We start from the raw sequence: 16,662 nt of genomic DNA, 5'->3' as shown, positions 1-16,662 counted from the left end.
GCCGGGGATGGGGTTTCCGCGGGCGCCTCGGGCACGGTGACGTAGACCGCATGACGCCGGTACCCGCCCTCATCCCTTGAGTCGGGAGGCGGCGAACCATCCTCGGTCCGCCCCGGCCCCCGGATCATCGGCCAACTCTGGCGTGAATTGGCGTTACGTGCCCGCCAGTGGCAGTCCCCACTCGATCCATGCTGTGATTCCGCCGACCAGATTGTAGACGTTCGTGTACCCGAGGGTCACCAGCTCCCGAGCAGCGGTCACGCTCATCGGACCGGTCCGGCAGTAGAGGACGATCTTCGCGCCCTTGTCGGCCGGCAGCCGGTCCAGATGGCTCCCGATCTCGTTGTAGGGGATGGAGTCGTCCGTGCCGGGGAGATCCCCAGCGTACGGGATGTGAACGTTGATCAGCGGGAAGTCCTTGTCCTCGAGCATCGCCTGGAGCTCGGGAACGGCGATGTTCGTGTATTCGCCTCCGTCGACGGTCACCCTTTCCCCTACCACGGTGGGGGCGTCGGCTTCTGGAGCTTCGGCCTCCGGAGCCCCGGCCACGCAACCGCCGAGGACGGCGCAGGCCACGACGCATGCGGCAATGCTTTCGAGTCTCACGATCACTCCCCGTTGCTGTATGGTTCCGTTCGTCCCGCCGGTGCGCTCGAGCCGGGCCATTATCTTACGTCCGCCGCCGCGCGCGTGAGCACCAGGCGCCACTCGGATCCACCCACCTCGTCCACCTCCGTCCGAAAACCGAGTCGGGCGGCCTGAGTGGGAATCGTGTCGAGCGCGGGGGCGTGGTCCGTGATCACTTCGAGGATTCGTTCGTCCGCCGGGAGCTTCTTGAGCGCCGTCACCGTGCGCATCATCGGGTAGGGACAGATCTCGCCCCTCACGTCCAGTCTCTGCGCCATGTGCGATCCGGTTCTCGCTCCGTCCAATTGAATCCAGGCCTCACGCGATTCTACCGATGATCCGGGTGCCGAGCCAGGCACCGACCCCCAGAAAGACCGCGAACACCCAGCCGTTCACCGCAAGCGACGGCACCGCGGAGAAGAAGGCTCCGATCGTACATCCGATGCCGATTCCGGCACCGTACCCCATCAATACCCCGCCGCCGAGGGACTGTGCGTACCTCACGGGCCGCCTCGGGATCCGCAGCTTGAATTCCCCGGCCCCGAGCGCAGCGGCGAAGGCGCCGAACCACATCCCGCCGACCATGAAGGTCATGTGGTTGAGAATCGAGCCGTCCAGGGGGACGAGCACGCACCCGGGGAGCTCGCTCGCCCCGGCGGGAACCGGTGGCGGGGCGCTGAACAATCCCGCGAGCCCGCTCGTCCAGCGGGCGATTTCCCCCGTGAATCCCCAGGGCTCCTGCGCGGTGAAGAGGAGGACGTTCAGCGCGCCCAGCACCGCACCCGAGACGAGGACCGGCCAGCCCCGCACGAACACGCCCCGGCCGATCGCTTTCAAGTCGTCGGTCACGCTCTCCGAAGCCTCGTCCGCGGGGCGTACCGCCGGCAGGACCACGCCGGCGCGGCGCTCGATCCGGAGCACCCAGACGAAGGTGGCCGCCAGCGCGAGGAGGGTCGCGACCAGCGCCCCCGGGTGCCCGAGCAAGCGCGGCAACCAGATACGCGGGCCACTCGCGATGGACGCCTCCCACCACCAGTTCCAGGTGTAGCTCGAGCCGAGTAGCCCGCCCATGACTCCGGCGAAGGCCACCCACGAGGCGACGTAACCTTCGCCCATGCGGTAGAGGCTCCCGGAGACACAGCCGCCCGCGAGCACCATGCCCACGCCGAAGAGGAGCCCGCCGAGTACCGTGTGCGCCCCGATGGGAAGGATGTTCGCGGTCGGCGGATCGAAGCCGAGGGATGCGTTGGGGATCTGGCGGGCCATGACGACGGCGAACCCGACCGACGCGACCGCGAGACCGAGGAGGACCCCCTTCATGGTGCGCCCGTGGCCCAGCAGGAAGAGGTCGCGAAAGGCCGATGCGAAACAGAAACGCCCGCGCTGAAGGACGAACCCGAAGGCGAGTCCGAAGACCCAGAACCTCGAGAACTGCGTGTCGTAGCCGTGCGCCGCCACCCAGACGACGGCAGCCAGCAGCCAGGCCGCGACCGCGCGGAGCGCGCCGTGGGAAGGTGCGCCCCCGCCCGCAGCCCCCCTTCCGGGGCGCGCTGTCTCAGCGGCCATCGCCGCCCCCACCCCTCATCACCCACTCCTGCCAGGACCCGTCATACAGGCGCACCCGCGAGAAGCCCGCGTTCCTGAGCACCAGCCAGGTGTGTGCGGCCCGCATCCCCGATCTGCAGTAGACGACGATCTCGCCGGACGGTTCGACCCCGAGCGTGCGCCACTCGGCGCGAAGCTCCTCCGGATCGCGCGACACGTTCCACGACGCGGTGGGGACGGCGTTGAACCAGTCCCAGACGATGGCCCCGGGGAGATGACCCCGCTCGAATTCCATCGGCGTCCGCGTGTCGAGGAGGATGGCGTTGCCGTCCTCGATCCGCCGGGCGATCCAGTCGGCATCGGCAAGGACGTCGAGCCGGGGCGTGGCCTCGAAGCTTCCTCGGGGGAGCCGCTCTTTTCCTTCGCCCACCGGCCCTCCCTCGTCGTGCCAGCGGTCCCACCCCCCGTCCAGCACGGCGACGCGCTCGTGCCCGTACCGATGGAGCGCCCAAACGAGACGGGCGGCCGCGAGCCCCCATTGGTCGTCGTACGCCACCACTGCGTCCCCGTTCGAGATTCCGCAGGCGGCCATGAGCTCGCCGAGCTCCGCGGGAGGAATGAGGACGTTTTCACATCCGGCCACGGTCGCACCGAGCTCGGAGAGGTTCAGGTGCGCGGCCCCTGGAACGTGACCCGCTTCGTACGCATCGGAGTCGCGCAGATCCACGACGCGAAGGCCCGGTCGCCCCACCCGTTCCGCGAGCCAGGACGGAGCGGCGAGGAGGCCCGGGAGGTCCCGGACATCCACATCCCCTGGTCGCGGCTCGGCGTTCGACGTCATCGAATGATCTCCCAGTCCGACGATTTGTCCCGCGGGGCCAATCTCGCTGGCCGCCGCTCCCCGGCCAAGAAAAAAGAGCCCCTCGGTCCGGTCGCCGAAGGGCCCGATCCCGAGGATGGAGTCAACCCGCACCGGCTCAGGACTCCTCTTCCTCCGCTTCCCCAGAGTCGGCGAGGCGGTAGGGGAACTCACCCTCGCCTGCAATCATGGCCCTCACCGCCGGACTCGGATCGTCGAAGTCGTTCGCGTGCGGCCGAGCGGCCGCAGCATAGAGGAGGCGAGCGACTGCCGCGTGCTCTCCGTTTGGGCCATGGCGCGAACCGAAAAAGCACCAACCGGCGGGCGTCTGGTGGTGCTCGGCGTCGAGCATGCCCAACTCCCGAAGTTGTACTCGCGGGCGAGAACGAATTGGGCGTCCGCGAGGGTGATTCGCACCTTACCGGGCAGTTGCTCGCTGATGCGCGCCTGAGCCTCGACCTTGCCCGCGCGAAAGGCGCGCAGCAATTCCTTCGCGAGCTTCTTCTGCTGGTCGAAATCGGGGTGCGGCGGGAGGGTAGGGCGGAAACGCTCGGACATGCTTGCCTCCTTCGTGATCGGCCGGTGTCCGCACGATCGGCCCGAAAGAGGTTGGAATGATCTCCTCGTCCTTCCAGGTGGGCGCAGCCCTTTCCGCGGACCGGTGGCGTCCCGAACGCCGATCCGAAGATGGAGCGGCTCGAATCCGCGCGCAATCCGCTACGCGCCGCGCCGCGTCAGCCTGCCGAGCGCTCTCCTAGCAGCGCATCCAGGAGCTGGTAGCTCATCTCCATCCCGTCCGTCATTCCGGTCGCCATGGCGGCGTCTCTCGCCTCCTTCGATCCGAAGTCCATCCGCGTCGTGAGAGTGGTGACGCCACCTCGCTCCTCGAAGGACACCGTGATCATCGCCTCGCCGGCCTCCCTCATGCTCCCTCCGACGTCGCCGGGATCGTAGATCTCGGTGTGCCGGATCAGGGCGGGCACTTCCAACTCCTTGAACTCCCCGTGAAAGCCGAACTGGCTCCCGTCCTTCTCCGACTTCCAGAGCCACCGGAACTTGCCTCCCACGCGGACATCCATCTCGCAGACCGGCATCGTCCACCCAGGGGGTCCCAGGAGCCACCTTCGGACCAAGTCGGGCGTCGTGTAGGCTGTGTAGACGAGCGCACGCGGCGCGGAAAAAACGCGCGTGACGAGGACTTCGCGGTCGCTCGGAAGCGACACCTGGGCACCTTCGGGTTTCGTCGGCATGCAAAATCTCCGCTTGAGCCGCTCAGCCGGCCGCGGCGGCGCGGTCGAGATCGGGCACGTCGATCTTCTTCATCTTCAGCATCGCCTGGGTCACGCGCTCGGCTCTGGCCCGGTCGGAATCGCTGAGATACTGCATCAGGGCCTTCGGGATGACCTGCCACGCGAGGCCGTACTTGTCCTTCAGCCAGCCGCACCGACTCTCGGCACCGCCGTCTGCCGAGAGACGTGACCAGAAGTAGTCCACCTCCTCCTGGTCCTCGCAGTCGATGAAGAAGGACACCGCGTCGTTGAAGTCGTGATGGCGGCCGCCGTACAGGGCGTGGAACCGCTGGCCCTCGATCGCGAAGGACGCCATCTGGGGCGAGTCGTGGAGCAAGCGGAAGTTCTTGAAGATGGATCGGTAGTACGCGATCGGTTCGTCGAGCGGGACTTTGAACCAGAGAAAGGGGGTGATCTTCGACATGGTCAGGCTCCTGAGCGGGGACGGCGAGACTCGTGCTTCTGCCTCGCGGGCGACACGGCCTGGAGCTCCGCGAGCAGGGCGTCGAGCCTCTGATAGTTCGCTTCCCAGACCTCCCGGTGGCGCTCGATCCACTCCGTGGCGGCTTCGAGCGGCTCCGGTTCGAGCCGGCGCGGGCGGCGCTGTCCGTCGTATCCCACCGACACGAGGCCCGCGCGCTCGAGTACCTTGAGATGTTTCGAGATCGCCGGCTGGCTCATCTCGAATGGCGCCACCAACTCGTTCACGGCCGCTTCCCCCTTCGCGAGGCGCGCGAGGATCGCACGACGGGTCGGGTCCGCCAGGGCGAAGAAGGTGGCGTCGAGGCGCCCGGCAGGCTTCATCGAGTCGGCTGAGAGTAGTGGTCGTGATACATAACTAACTGGTTATATACGTCTCCGTGACGAAAACGTCAAGAGCCGCGTGATGCTGTCTAAAGCATGAATGCCGCTGCCGTCGCCCGGCTCAACCGAGGTCAGTTAGGGACGGTCACGAATCGCGCCGCCCGCACCTCCTCCGGCGTGACCACGGCGCCCGAGTTCCCCCACTGGCTATAGACGTAGGTCAACACGTTCGCGACCTGCTCGTCGGTGAGTCCGAGCGGGGGCATCTGCCCCTGGTATTCGATTCCATTGACCGTGATCGGTCCCGAGAGACCGTTCGTAACCGTGCGGATCGCGCGGGCCACGTTCGCATTCAGATAGTCCGAGCCGGCGACGGGCGGGAATACGTCGCCCAACCCCGTGCCGGTGGCCTGGTGACAAGCGACGCAACTTTGCGTGTAAATGGCGCTCCCGAGAGTGATCCGTTCCTCAACCGACGCCGCCACGGTGGGCGGGGGAGGGGCCGCCGCGAAGCTCTGAATCGCGCCTCCTTCGGGTTCGTAGACACCTTCCGTGATCTGCCCCGAATACACCGTTTCGCCGTCGGCGCCGCCCACGTCGAGAATCGCGAGCGCTCCCTTGTTGAACGCCCGGAAAAGCGCGTGATCCACGAGGAGGAAATCACCTGGAACGTTGGTTTCGAATTCGACGATCGCGGCGCCGCCCGCCGGGATCATCGTCGTCTGGACGTTTTCATTCACCATCGTCCCCGCCTCCACCCAAACGCGATCGAAGATCTCGCCGATGACGTGGAAAGAGGAGCTGAGGTTGGGACCGCCGTTCCCCACAAAGAGCCGCACCGTCTCGCCGGCCTCGGCGGTCAGTGCATTGGTGCCGGAGAGGGCCCCGACCCCTCCGTTGAAGACCACATAGGGCGGATCCTCCGCCATCGCCTTCTGCATGTCGAATGGTTGCAGCCCGGGGCTGCCATAGGCCCCAGCCGTGTAGAATTCTCCCTGCATCACGTAGTATTCCCGATCCACCGGAGGAAGCCCCTCCTCGGGTTCGACGAGGATGAGGCCGTACATCCCGTTGGCGACATGCATACCCACGGGCGCCGTGGCGCAGTGATACTGGTAAAGGCCCGGATTCAGGGCCTTGAACGCGAAGGTGGCGGACCGTCCGGGCGCAACCAGCGAGGAGACCGCCCCGCCGCCCGGTCCGTTCACCGCGTGGAGGTCAATGTTGTGAGGGTTCTGGCTCGAGGGGTGATTGCTCAACCGGAACTCTACGCGGTCCCCCACCCTCACGCGGATCAAGGGACCGGGAACGCTTCCGCCGAAGGTCCAGAAGGTGTAGTCCACCCCTTCCGCCAGCCGCATCGTCTGCTCATTCGTCTCGAGGTTGACGATGACCGTCGCGGGTTCGGACCGATCGAGTGCCTGTGGGACCCCGGGAGGGGGAACCAGCTCGGCTATCACCTCGATGCCCGGCAATGCGTCCGCCGCCGCGTCGGGGGCCTGCTCACCGCCGCACCCCTGAAACATGAGGGCGAGGAGAAGTGCGGGGAGGGCGCGGAGTCTGCGGCGGGCGTCAAGAGCGGGCATCGGGCCTCCTGGTTCGAGTGGGTCGTTGGCGCTCGAATCGATGGCCGGGGGCCAACCTCCACAGAATGGGGCTTGGAGAACGTTCTAACAATCGGGATTCGGAGGACCCGGCCGGGGTGCATGAGTGTTCGCTACGTATGACTCCCGTGGCTCTCGCCCTCCTGGCCGCTCTGGTCGTCTTCGCCTGGTGGCGCCGGCGGCGTCAGGTACGAAACGTCCGCGAGGGAAGGGTACCCGTCATGACCGACGAACTTCTCCGCGAGATCCTCGAAGAAGGCTCAGTCGAAACGGGGGGCTCGGTCGCCGCGGACGACGAGCCGCTCGACGAGGAAGAGATCCGCGAGGCTGAAGACCGGTTCTGGGAGGAGGCGGAGTGGGATGAGCCGGAGGAGCACTCCACCTGAGTTCCCACGGTGCACGCATGGCCCCTCGCGTCCCTCAGTTCAGGGTCCGAGGCCGCAACCTCCCGCGGCACCCAAAGCGCCCCCAGAGCCCAGTCGAGATCGAAGGGCTCGCCGAGCCAGGACGGAGTGGACGACCAGGGTGTGACTTCGATCCCCATCTTGTCGTGCTCCTCCGCAAAGCTTCCGACCCGGTCGTCGGGAGCCCGTGGGGAGACGGGCACCTCGGGAATGAACGCACCGTCGGGCTGGCGGAATTGCGTCGCGCCCCCCTCCGTCAGCGTCATCTCATAACCCTCCTCGTGGAGCGCTCGGTGATGGACGGAGCATCATGCCGACTTCGGAATGAGCGGCAAAGGAGGACGAGGTTATCGAGCTTCGTGGCTCCGCCGTCGGCCCAGTGCATGACATGGTGCGCGTCGCACCAACGGAGACTCACGCCGCACCCGGGAAACCGGCACCCCCCGTCGCGGGCTTCGAGTGCCCGGCGAAGGGCCGGCGGGACGGTCCGGCGCCGTCTCCCCACGTCGAGCACGCCGTTCGGGGCGTTGACCGCCGCCGAAGCGACCTTTCCACGCACCATAGGGACGAGGCTCGCGTCGCAGGCGATTCGCCGACACGTCTCCGCGGAGACGCGCGTGTCGTCTCCGAGGAGGCGTCCGGGAAGTCCGGTTCCTGGATCCAGGCCCGCCCTTAACCCTCCGCAGGCGGACAGTTCGGCGCCTCTGCCTGGGGTGCGAAGATCGTCAGGCATCACATGGATGACGACCTGGAATCGATCCGCGCGCCGCCCCGCTCTTGTCGATCGGTGCCCGCTCTCGACCTCCAAGCGTGGTGACCCCACCTCTCGGGGCCCCGGGTCACGCTGGTCTATCCCTTCCCCCAACGCAGCCTCTGCAACGAGCCCGAGGGCATCGGCCCACCGGCGCTCGAGAGCGGGTTGTTCTTCGACGGGGGCGTAGTTTGCATCCGAGACCCGCTCCTTCCTCGCATCAAGAATCTCCGCTGCCGCCTCCACAGCCTTCTGGAGCAACGCTCCCACTTCGGGGTCCAATCGGCCCCGCACCACCCAACTTCCGTCGGCATCGGGAAAGAGGGTCAGGCTGCGGCCTCGATGGCGCGCCCGCTCCTCTTCGACCTCTTTCGAGCGGTCCACCTGGCGCCAGCCCCGCACCAGCCTTTCCACTTGGGTCGCCGTGGCGTGCTTCGCGAACTGCACGAGGTTCGCTTCATTCTCCCGGTTCGCGACTCTCGTGAGCGCGCGTGCCTTCGAATAAGAGACGCGGCCCACACGCATTTCCTCGCTCAGGAGGGGCAGATCTCCCAGCGCTCGAGCCACGCGTACCTGCTCTCTCGCCGCCCCGGGCGCGAGCGATGTCCGCCAGCTCAGCCAATGAGCGCAGCTCCGAAATCCCGCCCATCCTTCTTTTTCGTCGAATTCGCGCAGCCGTACGAGCAGCCGGTACTTCGCGGCGTCCAGGTGGACGGCCAGCGCCGCGATCTCATCGCCGAGACTCGACAGATTGTTTGCGCACGTCGTGAGTGGAGTCGCGGTGAGGCCTTCGGCACGCGGATCGGAGGTCGAGTGCGACGCGATCTGGATCATGGATGGGGGCTCGGCATCGTGAGGAATGGTTCGGCCCGGGGCAAGGGCGCGCCGGGCTGAAGTCCGCTCGATCACAATGTAAGTGGCGAATTTTCGAGGCCCGGAAAGGGGGCTTCAAGCGACAACGGCGGCCTCGAATTCGAAATTCCGAAGGTCCGCTATGCTCGACGAGGCTCAGGGGCCACGCCAGGGTTCATGGTGGGCTTCCGCGGGGCGGTCTCGGACCGCGGGACTTCGCGGCTCGAAAGAGCGTCCATGGGAGTTTGGGACAGGTTGACTGGATGCAGGCCGAGGCGGCAGGCCGAGAGCTGAACGGCAAGGTTGACCGGGAGCCGGAGGGTATGATATCATAAAGATAGTATAACGATAACGTATCCCAAGGAGAGCCTCTCCCATGGTCAGAGAAATTCCCGTTCGACCTCGCTCCGGATGGCCCGCCCTCTTCGCCTGCATCGTGATGATCGCCGGCAGCCCTGCGGTCATCGCGTACGGGGGGATCACCGGATTCTGGCCCGCAATCGTCGCCGGATTGCTCCTCATGCCGGCCGGTGTCGTCAGCCTCTTCGGCTTCATGGCGATCGCCCCGAATCAGGCGCGCGTCCTCCTTCTCTTCGGCCTCTACAAGGGCTCCGTGAAGGAGTCCGGCTTCTACTGGGTGAATCCCTTCTTCTCGAAGAAGAAGGTCTCTCTCCGAATTCGAAACTTCGAGACGGGTTCCACGGCGACACAACACGAAGAGAAGTCGGCTTCGGGCTCGGTCGTGAAGACACATGGACGTACTGGCGGAAAACCTTCCAAGGTGAACGACCGCGACGGAAACCCGATCGAGATCTCCGCGATCGTCGTCTGGCGCGTGGTGGAAACGGCCGAAGCGCTTCTCGAGGTGGAGGATTACGAGGGTTATGTCGCAACCCAGAGCGAATCGGCGCTCCGGAACCTCGCGAGCCGGCACCCTTATGACAGCGAGGACCACGAGGTCTCGCTGCGCGGGAATACGGGGGACATCTCCGATCAGCTCCGGGCCGACATCCAGGAGAGACTCGAGCGGGCGGGCGTTGAGGTCATGGAGGCGAGAATCAGCCATCTGGCGTATGCTCCCGAGATCGCAGCGGCGATGCTCCAGCGCCAGCAGGCCGGCGCGGTCGTAGCGGCGCGGACGAGGATCGTGGAGGGGGCGGTCGGAATGGTCCAGATGGCCCTCGAACAGCTCGAGGCGGACCGGATCGTCACCCTCGACGACGAGCGAAAGGCGGCCATGGTGTCGAACCTCCTCGTCGTCCTTTGCAGCGATCGGCATGTTCAGCCCGTAGTGAATACCGGGTCCCTCTACTCGTAAGCGAGTCCGGTGGCCGAGCGCGACGCCTTCCTGATTCGGGTCGACCCGAAGACGCTCGACGCCGTGCGCCGTTGGGCGGACGACGAGCTCCGGAGCGTGAACGGTCAGATCGAGTTCATTCTTCGCAGGGCTCTGAAGGAGGCCGGTCGGCTGAAGGCGGGATCGAAGGGCGAGACAACCATCGAAGCTCGGAAAGGAGGCGAGGTGAAATGACGACGGATCCGCGCGCGATCACCCGCCCCGACGACTCGCTCCTCACCTATTACGTGCTCGTCTCGCTTTGCGCGCTCATCGCCTTCCCGGTCGTCTTCATTCCTCTCTTCATCCGCTTCAAGACCCTTCGGTACGAGTTCGACGACGAAGGGGTGAAGATGTCGTGGGGTTTCTTCTTCCGCCGCGAAGTCTACCTGACGTACCGGAGAATCCAGGACATCCACGTCAATCGAAACCTCTTGGAGCGATGGATGGGGCTCGCGAAGGTGCCCATCCAGACTGCGTCGGGGACCTCTGGACCCACGATGAAGATCGAGGGGATCCGGAATCCCGAACCGCTCCGCGACTTTCTTTATGAACGGATGAAGGGAGCGAGGGAGGACGAGGGGGTCCGGTCACCGGGAACGTCCGGGGAAGACGAGGCGCTCGCCATTCTCCGGGAGATCAGGGACGCGCTCCGCGCATTGTCCTCCAACACGTCCGGATCGGGGTCATGAGCGGCGCGGATCGCGCCCAAGGTCGAGGGCCGAACGCGGTCACGCACGAAGAGTCTGATCGCCGCGGCGTCGAGCGGGCGGCGGAGTGGGTCTATCGCGGACTCTGGAAACGGCTCTCGAGCGCCTTCAAGATCCCCGGGGCGCCTCCGGAGCTCCCGAGTCTCCCAGGAGACGTGCCCCGGAGCTTTCATCCGTCGCGGAGTTATCTCCGGTACCTGAAGCTCTACTTCTGGGTTGCCGCGCTCGCGATCGATGCGCTCATCGGCCTCGCCTGGCTCGGCATCTTTATCGCGGATCGCGAGATGGGAGTGATCCTCGCCGCACCGGCCCTGGTGCTCGCGATCGTCCCGGACGTCGTGGCGTACGTGGCGGTCCACCTGAAGTACGACACGATGTGGTATGTGATGAATGCCCGGAGCCTCCGCTGCCGCCGAGGAATCTGGAACATCCTCGAACACACCATCACTTTCGAGAACGTGCAGAATGTCCATCTGACACGGGGGCCTTTGCAGTACTTCTTCGGAATCTGGACGATCGTCATCGAGACGGCCGGAGCCGCGGGGCCCGGGGAGGCGAATCGGTACGCGGTCGGAAACAAGGCGATCATGGAGGGGATCGACGACCCCGCGGAGATCCGCGACCTGATCATGGACCGGGTGCGGCGGTCGCGCGGGACGGGGCTTGGGGAGCTGCCGGACGAGGAAGGGGTGGTGGTGGCGATGTGGAGTCCCGATCATCTTCGCGCGCTACGAGAGATTCGCGAGGAGATCGCGGGGCTGGGTGCGCCTTGAGCCGGGCTATAACCCGGTTCTCGAGGATCGTGGGGAGCGCCCGGCCCGATGAAGATTTTTCCCCTTCGATTCGTGAATGACCTGAGGCGTCATGGCTCGCGATTCGCGCGAGCCCTGTCCTCTAGGCCCTTCGTTCCAGGAAGTCGCCCATGATACGTCGTGCGTCCCTTCTCGCCCTGTTCGGGATTCTCGCCGGTGCCCTTCCCGCGGGCGCTCAGGACTTGGGCGGCTGTTGGGCCGGGACGATGGCGCAGGGCGCCAACCTCGTGCGGGGGGCCTTCGAGTTCTCCGACGTGGGCGGAAGTTGGAGCGGAGCGATTCACAGGATGGGGGCCAACCCGAGCTCCGACCCTTTCTCCGCCGTGACGATGCTCGGCGCGTCGGTGAGCACGACCTTCCCGAGCACCCTCGGGACCGGATCGGCCACTTTTCAGGGGATGATCGAGGGGGATGCGCTGACCGGCAGCATTCAGTCGGCCGGTCAATCCATTCCGGTGAGCTTTTTCCGCGTGGATCTGGCGGTCCCCGATCCCGCGTTGGATCTCCTGGGTTACTGGAACGGCGGGCTCTATCAGGGGGGCGCCCTCGTTCTGAGACTCGGCTTCGAATTCGCGCCCGCGCCGTGCGGCCAGGTCCACGCTTCCATGGACAGCCCCGACCAGGGCGCGGAGAACATCCCGGTCTCTTCCATCAGCCTTTCGAGAGACACGCTCGCCTTCGAGATCGCCTCCGCGAGCGGGGCCTTCCGGGGCACGGTTTCCGCGGGGCGCGATTCGATCGCGGGAACCTGGACGCAGGCCGGAAGCTCCATCCAGATGCGGCTGGCGCGGGGCGACGGACCGGTCTCCTTCGCGCGTCCGCAGGACCCGGTGCCGCCCTTTCCGTACGAGGAAGTGGAGGTGACCTACGAGAACCCAAACGATGGGACGCGTTTCGCCGGGACGCTCACGGTTCCGGAAGGCGAGGGGCCGTTCCCGGCTGCGTTGATGATCACTGGGTCGGGCGCGCAGGACCGAAACGAAGCCCTCATGGGGCATCGTCCCTTCCTCGTGATCGCGGACCACCTGACCCGCCGCGGGATCGCGGTTCTGCGTGTGGACGACCGCGGAGTGGGAGGATCCACGGGCAACGTCATGGAAGCGACGATTCGCGACAATATCGGGGACGCTCTCGCGGCTGTGGCATTCCTTCGTGAACGCCCCGAGATCGATCCGGACCGCGTCGGCCTGATCGGGCACTCGGAAGGAGGGTGGGTCGCGCCCGGAGTCGCAGCGGACACGGAGGATGTGGCCTTCCTTGTGATGCTGGCGGGGCCGTCGGTGAGCGGGCGGGAGATCTTGCTCGCTCAGTCGCGCGCGATCATGGAGGCTTCCGGCGCAACTCAATTCGAGGAAGGGTTGACGATCAACCGTATCGGTATCGACGCGGCCGCTTCGGAAACGACGGTCGAGCGGGCGCGGGAGGCTGTCCACCGGGCCGTCGAGGAGGCGATCGCCGGGCTCCCCCCCGAGGAGGGCTCTGCGCTGCGCGCGGTGTGGGAGGCCGAAACAGTGCAGTCGAACATGGAGGCCGGTCTCCCGACGATGGTGTCGCCCTGGTACAGGAATCTTGTGGTGTACGATCCGATCGATACACTCGAGAATCTCGAGATTCCCGCCCTCGCCCTATACGGGGAGCGGGACCTACAGGTCCCTCCGACGCAAAGCGTGCCCATTCTCGAGGACGCGTGGGATGACCATCCTGACGCCACCATTCACGTATTCCCCGGGCTCAATCACCTCTTCCAGCATGCCGAGACCGGCCTCATGGCGGAATACGCGACGATCGAAGAGACCTTCGCTCCCGAGGCGCTGGAGATGATCGGACGCTGGATCGAGGAGCGGTTCGTGGACGGCCGGTAAGAGGGAAATTCGGCGCCCCTACCGGTACCCCGCGGCCTGAAGCGTAAAGAGCTCCGCGTATTGCCCCCCGAGGGCGAGAAGCTCCTCGTGGCTTCCATCCTCGATGATCCGGCCGTCGCCGAGCACCAGAATCCGGTCCGCCATGCGAACCGTGCTGAACCGGTGGCTGATGAGGACGGCCATTCTTCCGGCGGTCAGCTCGCTGAACCGCTCGAAGACCTGGAACTCGGCGCGGGCATCGAGCGCCGCGGTGGGTTCGTCCAGCACCAGGAGCTGTGCGTCGCGCATGTACGCCCGTGCCAGGGCGACCTTCTGCCACTCCCCTCCGCTCAGATTCGCGCCGCCCTCGAACCGGCGACCCAGCATCTGGTCGAGCCCTCCGGCCAGGCGCTCCGCCACGTCCATGGCGAGGCTTTTCCTTGCCGACTCCATGATGCGGGCCTCGTCGTCGCGGGCTTCGATCCGGCCGACCGCGATGTTCTCGCGCACCCGCATGTCGTAGCGGACGAAGTCCTGAAAGATGACACCCACGGCGGCCCGAAGCTCATCGGGGTCGTATTGCCGAAGATCGTGGCCGTCTAGCAAAATTGTTCCTTCCGATGGATCGTAAAGTCGGGTCAACAGCTTGACGAGCGTCGTTTTTCCCGCGCCGTTTTCCCCCACGAGGGCGATCCTCTCTCCCGGCCCGAGTCGAAAGGAGACGTCGCGGAGCGCCCACCGTTCTGAGTCGGGATACCGAAATCCGACGCCTTTGAAGACGAATCCCTCACGGATGGGGCGCGGAAACGGAACGGGGTCGGCCGGTGTGGGGACGCGGGGGCGCATCTCGAGGAAGTCGAAGAGGTCCTTGAGGAAGAGGCTCTCTTCGTAAATGGAGGCGCCGCGAAGGAGCACCGACTGGATGAGCCCGCGGCTGCGGTCGAAGGAGCCGATCAAAAAGGTCAGCGTCCCGATGGTGATCACCGCCCCGACCGCCTGGACGACGATGAAGGCGACCGCTCCGTAATAAGCGACCGTGGACAGCCCCGCGAGCGCCGTCCCTACCGCGGCCCGCTTCAGGGCCACCCCCCGATTCGCCTCGTAATAACGGTCCGCGAGATCCGAGTAGCGACGGATGAAGTGGTCCGACAGGTCGAAGAGCTTGACCTCCTTCGCCGTGGCGTCGCTCGCCGCGACGTAGCGGAGGTAGTCGAGCTCCCTCCGTTCCGGAGTCCAGCGGAAAAAGAGGGAGTAACTCACCCCCGCGAAGTGGGTCTCTCCGAGAAAAGCCGGAAGGATCGCGACGACGAGAATGACGAGGAGCCAGACGTTGTAGGCGACGAGGGCGACCAGGAGCGAGGCGAGGGTGAGGAACTGCTGCCCGATCTGAAGGAGCGTGCCCAGGAGCGCGACCCTCCCCACGGTCTGACGGCGCGCCCGCTGGAGCTTGTCGTAAAAGTCCGGGTCCTCGAAGTGTTGGAGGTCCAGCGTCGCGGCGTGCCGCATGAGGAGCACGCTCATCTGGTTCCCGAAGAGATCGCCGAGGAGGGTTTCCAGTAGGTTCGCGATCCGTCCCAGCCCATCCATGACCAGCGCGATCGTTAGCTCGAGGGCCACGAGCCCCAGGAGCCGATTCCAATCGGGATCCGCGGCCCCGATGTTCTCGACGACGCCGTCGATGATGAGCTTTCCCACCCAGAGCATCGCCACCGGCCCGAAGGCGGCGAGCCCACGCACGGCGATGATCCCGGCGCCGTACAGGGGGCTCGTGCGCCAGACCATCCCGAGAAATCGCGGGACGAGCCGAAGCGCATGGAGGCGTTCGCGAAGTGGGGGGAGGGGCCCCTGGGCTGCGGGCGACCGGCGGAAGGAGGGGGGACTCACGCTGTTCGGTCACCCCCTGCCGGGGCGGGCGTTCCCCGGGGTGCCATTCCCCTCAATTCAGGGAGGGATCGCCCACCCGGCCGAGGAAGAGGATCGCACCGCCGGCGCGTTCGCGGATCAGGAAGTAGAAGGGCCGACCGAAGGTGAGCTGTGGTGGGAGCGAGGTGATGCCGACGCCCACAGACGTCGCCGCGGAGGCCTCGGTCCCCAACTCGTGCACGTCTATGAAGGCCTTCTGCTCGACCCGGGTGATGTAGAGGTCGTCGCGGTCGGCGATCCGAGTGAAGTTGGACTGCCAGGGGTCGAAGGCGATCCCCATCCCGAGCGCGGTCAGCGCCGGATCGAGCCGGATGTCGTACTCGAACCGGAATTTCGGGAGGGTCAGGAGGATGCGCGACGAAGAGAGGGACTCGACGATCGCGGCGAGGCCGGTCGGAGTAAGCGCATCTTCCACATCGTCCAGGGTTCCTCCCTCCGCCGGACCCACCACGAGCATCGCGTAGGCGCTATCCGCGTAAAGCAGCTCCACCGCCTGGATCCGGTCGTCCGACGAATGAAGGACCGGACCGTCGAGCGTCATGAGCGGCACGGTGGCCTCCGCGCCCGCGAGGGTTCGAAAGGCCCCCGCCTGAGTGCCAAATTCGTTGAAGGGGAGAGCCCACGGGGCTTTGAAGTAAACCGCGTTCACGAGGAAGAGCATCTCGTCCGGATCGATCTTGGTGACGAGATCCTTGATGCGCCCGCCCGTCTTCTCTTCGGCCCACCCGCTGATCACGCCGGGGGCGCCCGGATCGGAGAAGTCGAGGGCGCGCACCTCCGCGTCGAAATGGATGCGCGCCGCGTCGAGAAAGGGCGCCTTCACCGGGAAGGACTCCTCGTGCCACGCCGAGTTCGCGAGGCCGAACCCGACGTCCGGATCCAGCCCGCGCAGGTGGTCGATGAGGTTGCGATACGCCGCATTCACCTCGTCCTCGGAGAGCGTCCCGAATCCGAGCGCCCCGCGCATCGCGTCGTAGGTCTCGCCGACCGCGCCATTCAGCGTCATCCCGAGCGCCATGGAGGCGCTGAGGGGCGAGAGGAGGACATTGGGCTCCGTCTCTTCCTCGAGGACGCGGGTGAGGAGCCCGAGCCCGAAGGAAGTGTTCGCAAGGGAGACCTGGTGCCCCTGAACGGTCAGGCCGGGGGGCGGTGGGAGGGGGTCGGTGATTCGGGAGGACTGCGTGCACCCGAATGTGAGCGCGGCGACGACCGCCGCGAGAGCGACTCGGACGGAACGTGGCGCCGCGGCCGATTGGAAAGTTCGGGTGAGCTCGAACATGGTTCCTCCACTGCGGGTGCTTGTTC

Annotated in this window: 18 protein-coding genes; 6 read left to right on the top strand and 12 right to left on the bottom strand. The window is 66.2% G+C overall.

The genetic code is table 11. From position 1 onward, the window contains the following. Positions 1–153 precede the first annotated feature (153 nt). The 9 genes from WEG36_09030 to nirK all read right to left on the bottom strand — a co-directional run bounded on the left by WEG36_09030 (position 154) and on the right by nirK (position 6,710). Positions 154–666, bottom strand: coding sequence for a rhodanese-like domain-containing protein (locus WEG36_09030; protein ID MEX1257749.1), 513 nt, complete (start codon positions 664–666; stop codon positions 154–156). Then, positions 666–905, bottom strand: a complete 240-nt coding sequence (locus tag WEG36_09025) for a sulfurtransferase TusA family protein (protein ID MEX1257748.1) — start codon at positions 903–905, stop codon at positions 666–668. Before WEG36_09025 ends, WEG36_09030 begins: the two co-directional genes overlap by 1 nt. A 40-nt stretch (positions 906–945) precedes the next feature. After that, complete coding sequence (locus tag WEG36_09020) at positions 946–2,193, bottom strand: YeeE/YedE family protein (protein ID MEX1257747.1); 1,248 nt, start codon at positions 2,191–2,193, stop codon at positions 946–948. Next, a complete protein-coding gene (locus WEG36_09015; GenBank protein ID MEX1257746.1) occupies positions 2,183–3,145 on the bottom strand; it encodes a sulfurtransferase in 963 nt (320 codons plus the stop codon). The genes WEG36_09020 and WEG36_09015 overlap by 11 nt, the downstream gene beginning before the upstream one ends. Positions 3,146–3,226: 81 nt before the next feature. Then, entirely contained in the window at positions 3,227–3,589 is a 363-nt protein-coding gene (locus WEG36_09010; GenBank protein MEX1257745.1) for a hypothetical protein, read from the bottom strand. A gap of 176 nt (positions 3,590–3,765) precedes the next feature. Beyond that, complete coding sequence (locus WEG36_09005) at positions 3,766–4,281, bottom strand: SRPBCC family protein (protein MEX1257744.1); 516 nt, start codon at positions 4,279–4,281, stop codon at positions 3,766–3,768. Between the two features lie 22 nt (positions 4,282–4,303). Beyond that, a complete protein-coding gene (locus WEG36_09000) occupies positions 4,304–4,744 on the bottom strand; it encodes a VOC family protein (protein MEX1257743.1) in 441 nt (146 codons plus the stop codon). Between the two features lie 2 nt (positions 4,745–4,746). Then, the gene (locus WEG36_08995; GenBank protein ID MEX1257742.1) at positions 4,747–5,124 is read right to left on the bottom strand and encodes a metalloregulator ArsR/SmtB family transcription factor; all 378 of its coding nucleotides are present in this window, start codon (positions 5,122–5,124) and stop codon (positions 4,747–4,749) included. A 131-nt stretch (positions 5,125–5,255) separates the two neighbouring features. Continuing rightward, positions 5,256–6,710, bottom strand: coding sequence for a copper-containing nitrite reductase (nirK, locus tag WEG36_08990; GenBank protein MEX1257741.1), 1,455 nt, complete (start codon positions 6,708–6,710; stop codon positions 5,256–5,258). 137 nt (positions 6,711–6,847) lie between these two features. Here nirK and WEG36_08985 point away from each other — a divergent pair, with 137 nt between their 5' ends. Continuing rightward, a complete protein-coding gene (locus tag WEG36_08985; GenBank protein ID MEX1257740.1) occupies positions 6,848–7,114 on the top strand; it encodes a hypothetical protein in 267 nt (88 codons plus the stop codon). 280 nt (positions 7,115–7,394) lie between these two features. Here the strand turns inward: WEG36_08985 and WEG36_08980 are convergent, their stop codons facing one another. After that, positions 7,395–8,717, bottom strand: a complete 1,323-nt coding sequence (locus tag WEG36_08980) for a DUF222 domain-containing protein (GenBank protein MEX1257739.1) — start codon at positions 8,715–8,717, stop codon at positions 7,395–7,397. 394 nt (positions 8,718–9,111) lie between these two features. Here WEG36_08980 and WEG36_08975 point away from each other — a divergent pair, with 394 nt between their 5' ends. From WEG36_08975 to WEG36_08955, 5 genes are all read left to right on the top strand, one after another. Further along, positions 9,112–10,053, top strand: coding sequence for an SPFH domain-containing protein (locus tag WEG36_08975; protein ID MEX1257738.1), 942 nt, complete (start codon positions 9,112–9,114; stop codon positions 10,051–10,053). 9 nt (positions 10,054–10,062) lie between these two features. Beyond that, the gene (locus WEG36_08970; GenBank protein MEX1257737.1) at positions 10,063–10,266 is read left to right on the top strand and encodes a hypothetical protein; all 204 of its coding nucleotides are present in this window, start codon (positions 10,063–10,065) and stop codon (positions 10,264–10,266) included. After that, on the top strand, positions 10,263–10,763 hold the full coding sequence (locus WEG36_08965) for a PH domain-containing protein (protein ID MEX1257736.1): 501 nt from the start codon (positions 10,263–10,265) through the stop codon (positions 10,761–10,763). Before WEG36_08970 ends, WEG36_08965 begins: the two co-directional genes overlap by 4 nt. Continuing rightward, positions 10,760–11,554, top strand: a complete 795-nt coding sequence (locus WEG36_08960) for a PH domain-containing protein (protein MEX1257735.1) — start codon at positions 10,760–10,762, stop codon at positions 11,552–11,554. The genes WEG36_08965 and WEG36_08960 overlap by 4 nt, the downstream gene beginning before the upstream one ends. Positions 11,555–11,703: 149 nt before the next feature. Continuing rightward, the gene (locus tag WEG36_08955) at positions 11,704–13,455 is read left to right on the top strand and encodes an alpha/beta fold hydrolase (GenBank protein MEX1257734.1); all 1,752 of its coding nucleotides are present in this window, start codon (positions 11,704–11,706) and stop codon (positions 13,453–13,455) included. A gap of 18 nt (positions 13,456–13,473) precedes the next feature. Here WEG36_08955 and WEG36_08950 read toward each other — a convergent pair whose 3' ends face one another. After that, positions 13,474–15,216: an ABC transporter ATP-binding protein gene (locus tag WEG36_08950; protein ID MEX1257733.1), complete on the bottom strand. Its 1,743-nt coding sequence runs from the start codon at positions 15,214–15,216 to the stop codon at positions 13,474–13,476. 154 nt (positions 15,217–15,370) lie between these two features. Continuing rightward, complete coding sequence (locus tag WEG36_08945) at positions 15,371–16,636, bottom strand: serpin family protein (protein MEX1257732.1); 1,266 nt, start codon at positions 16,634–16,636, stop codon at positions 15,371–15,373. Between the last annotated feature and the right edge of the window lie 26 nt (positions 16,637–16,662).

It is taken from the genome of Gemmatimonadota bacterium (assembly GCA_040882465.1).
Classification (GTDB): Bacteria; Gemmatimonadota; Gemmatimonadetes; order Longimicrobiales; family Gaopeijiaceae; genus JBBEBG01.
The sequence above is the reverse complement of the archived record's forward strand: the minus strand, read 5'-3'. Positions and strand labels throughout refer to the sequence as shown.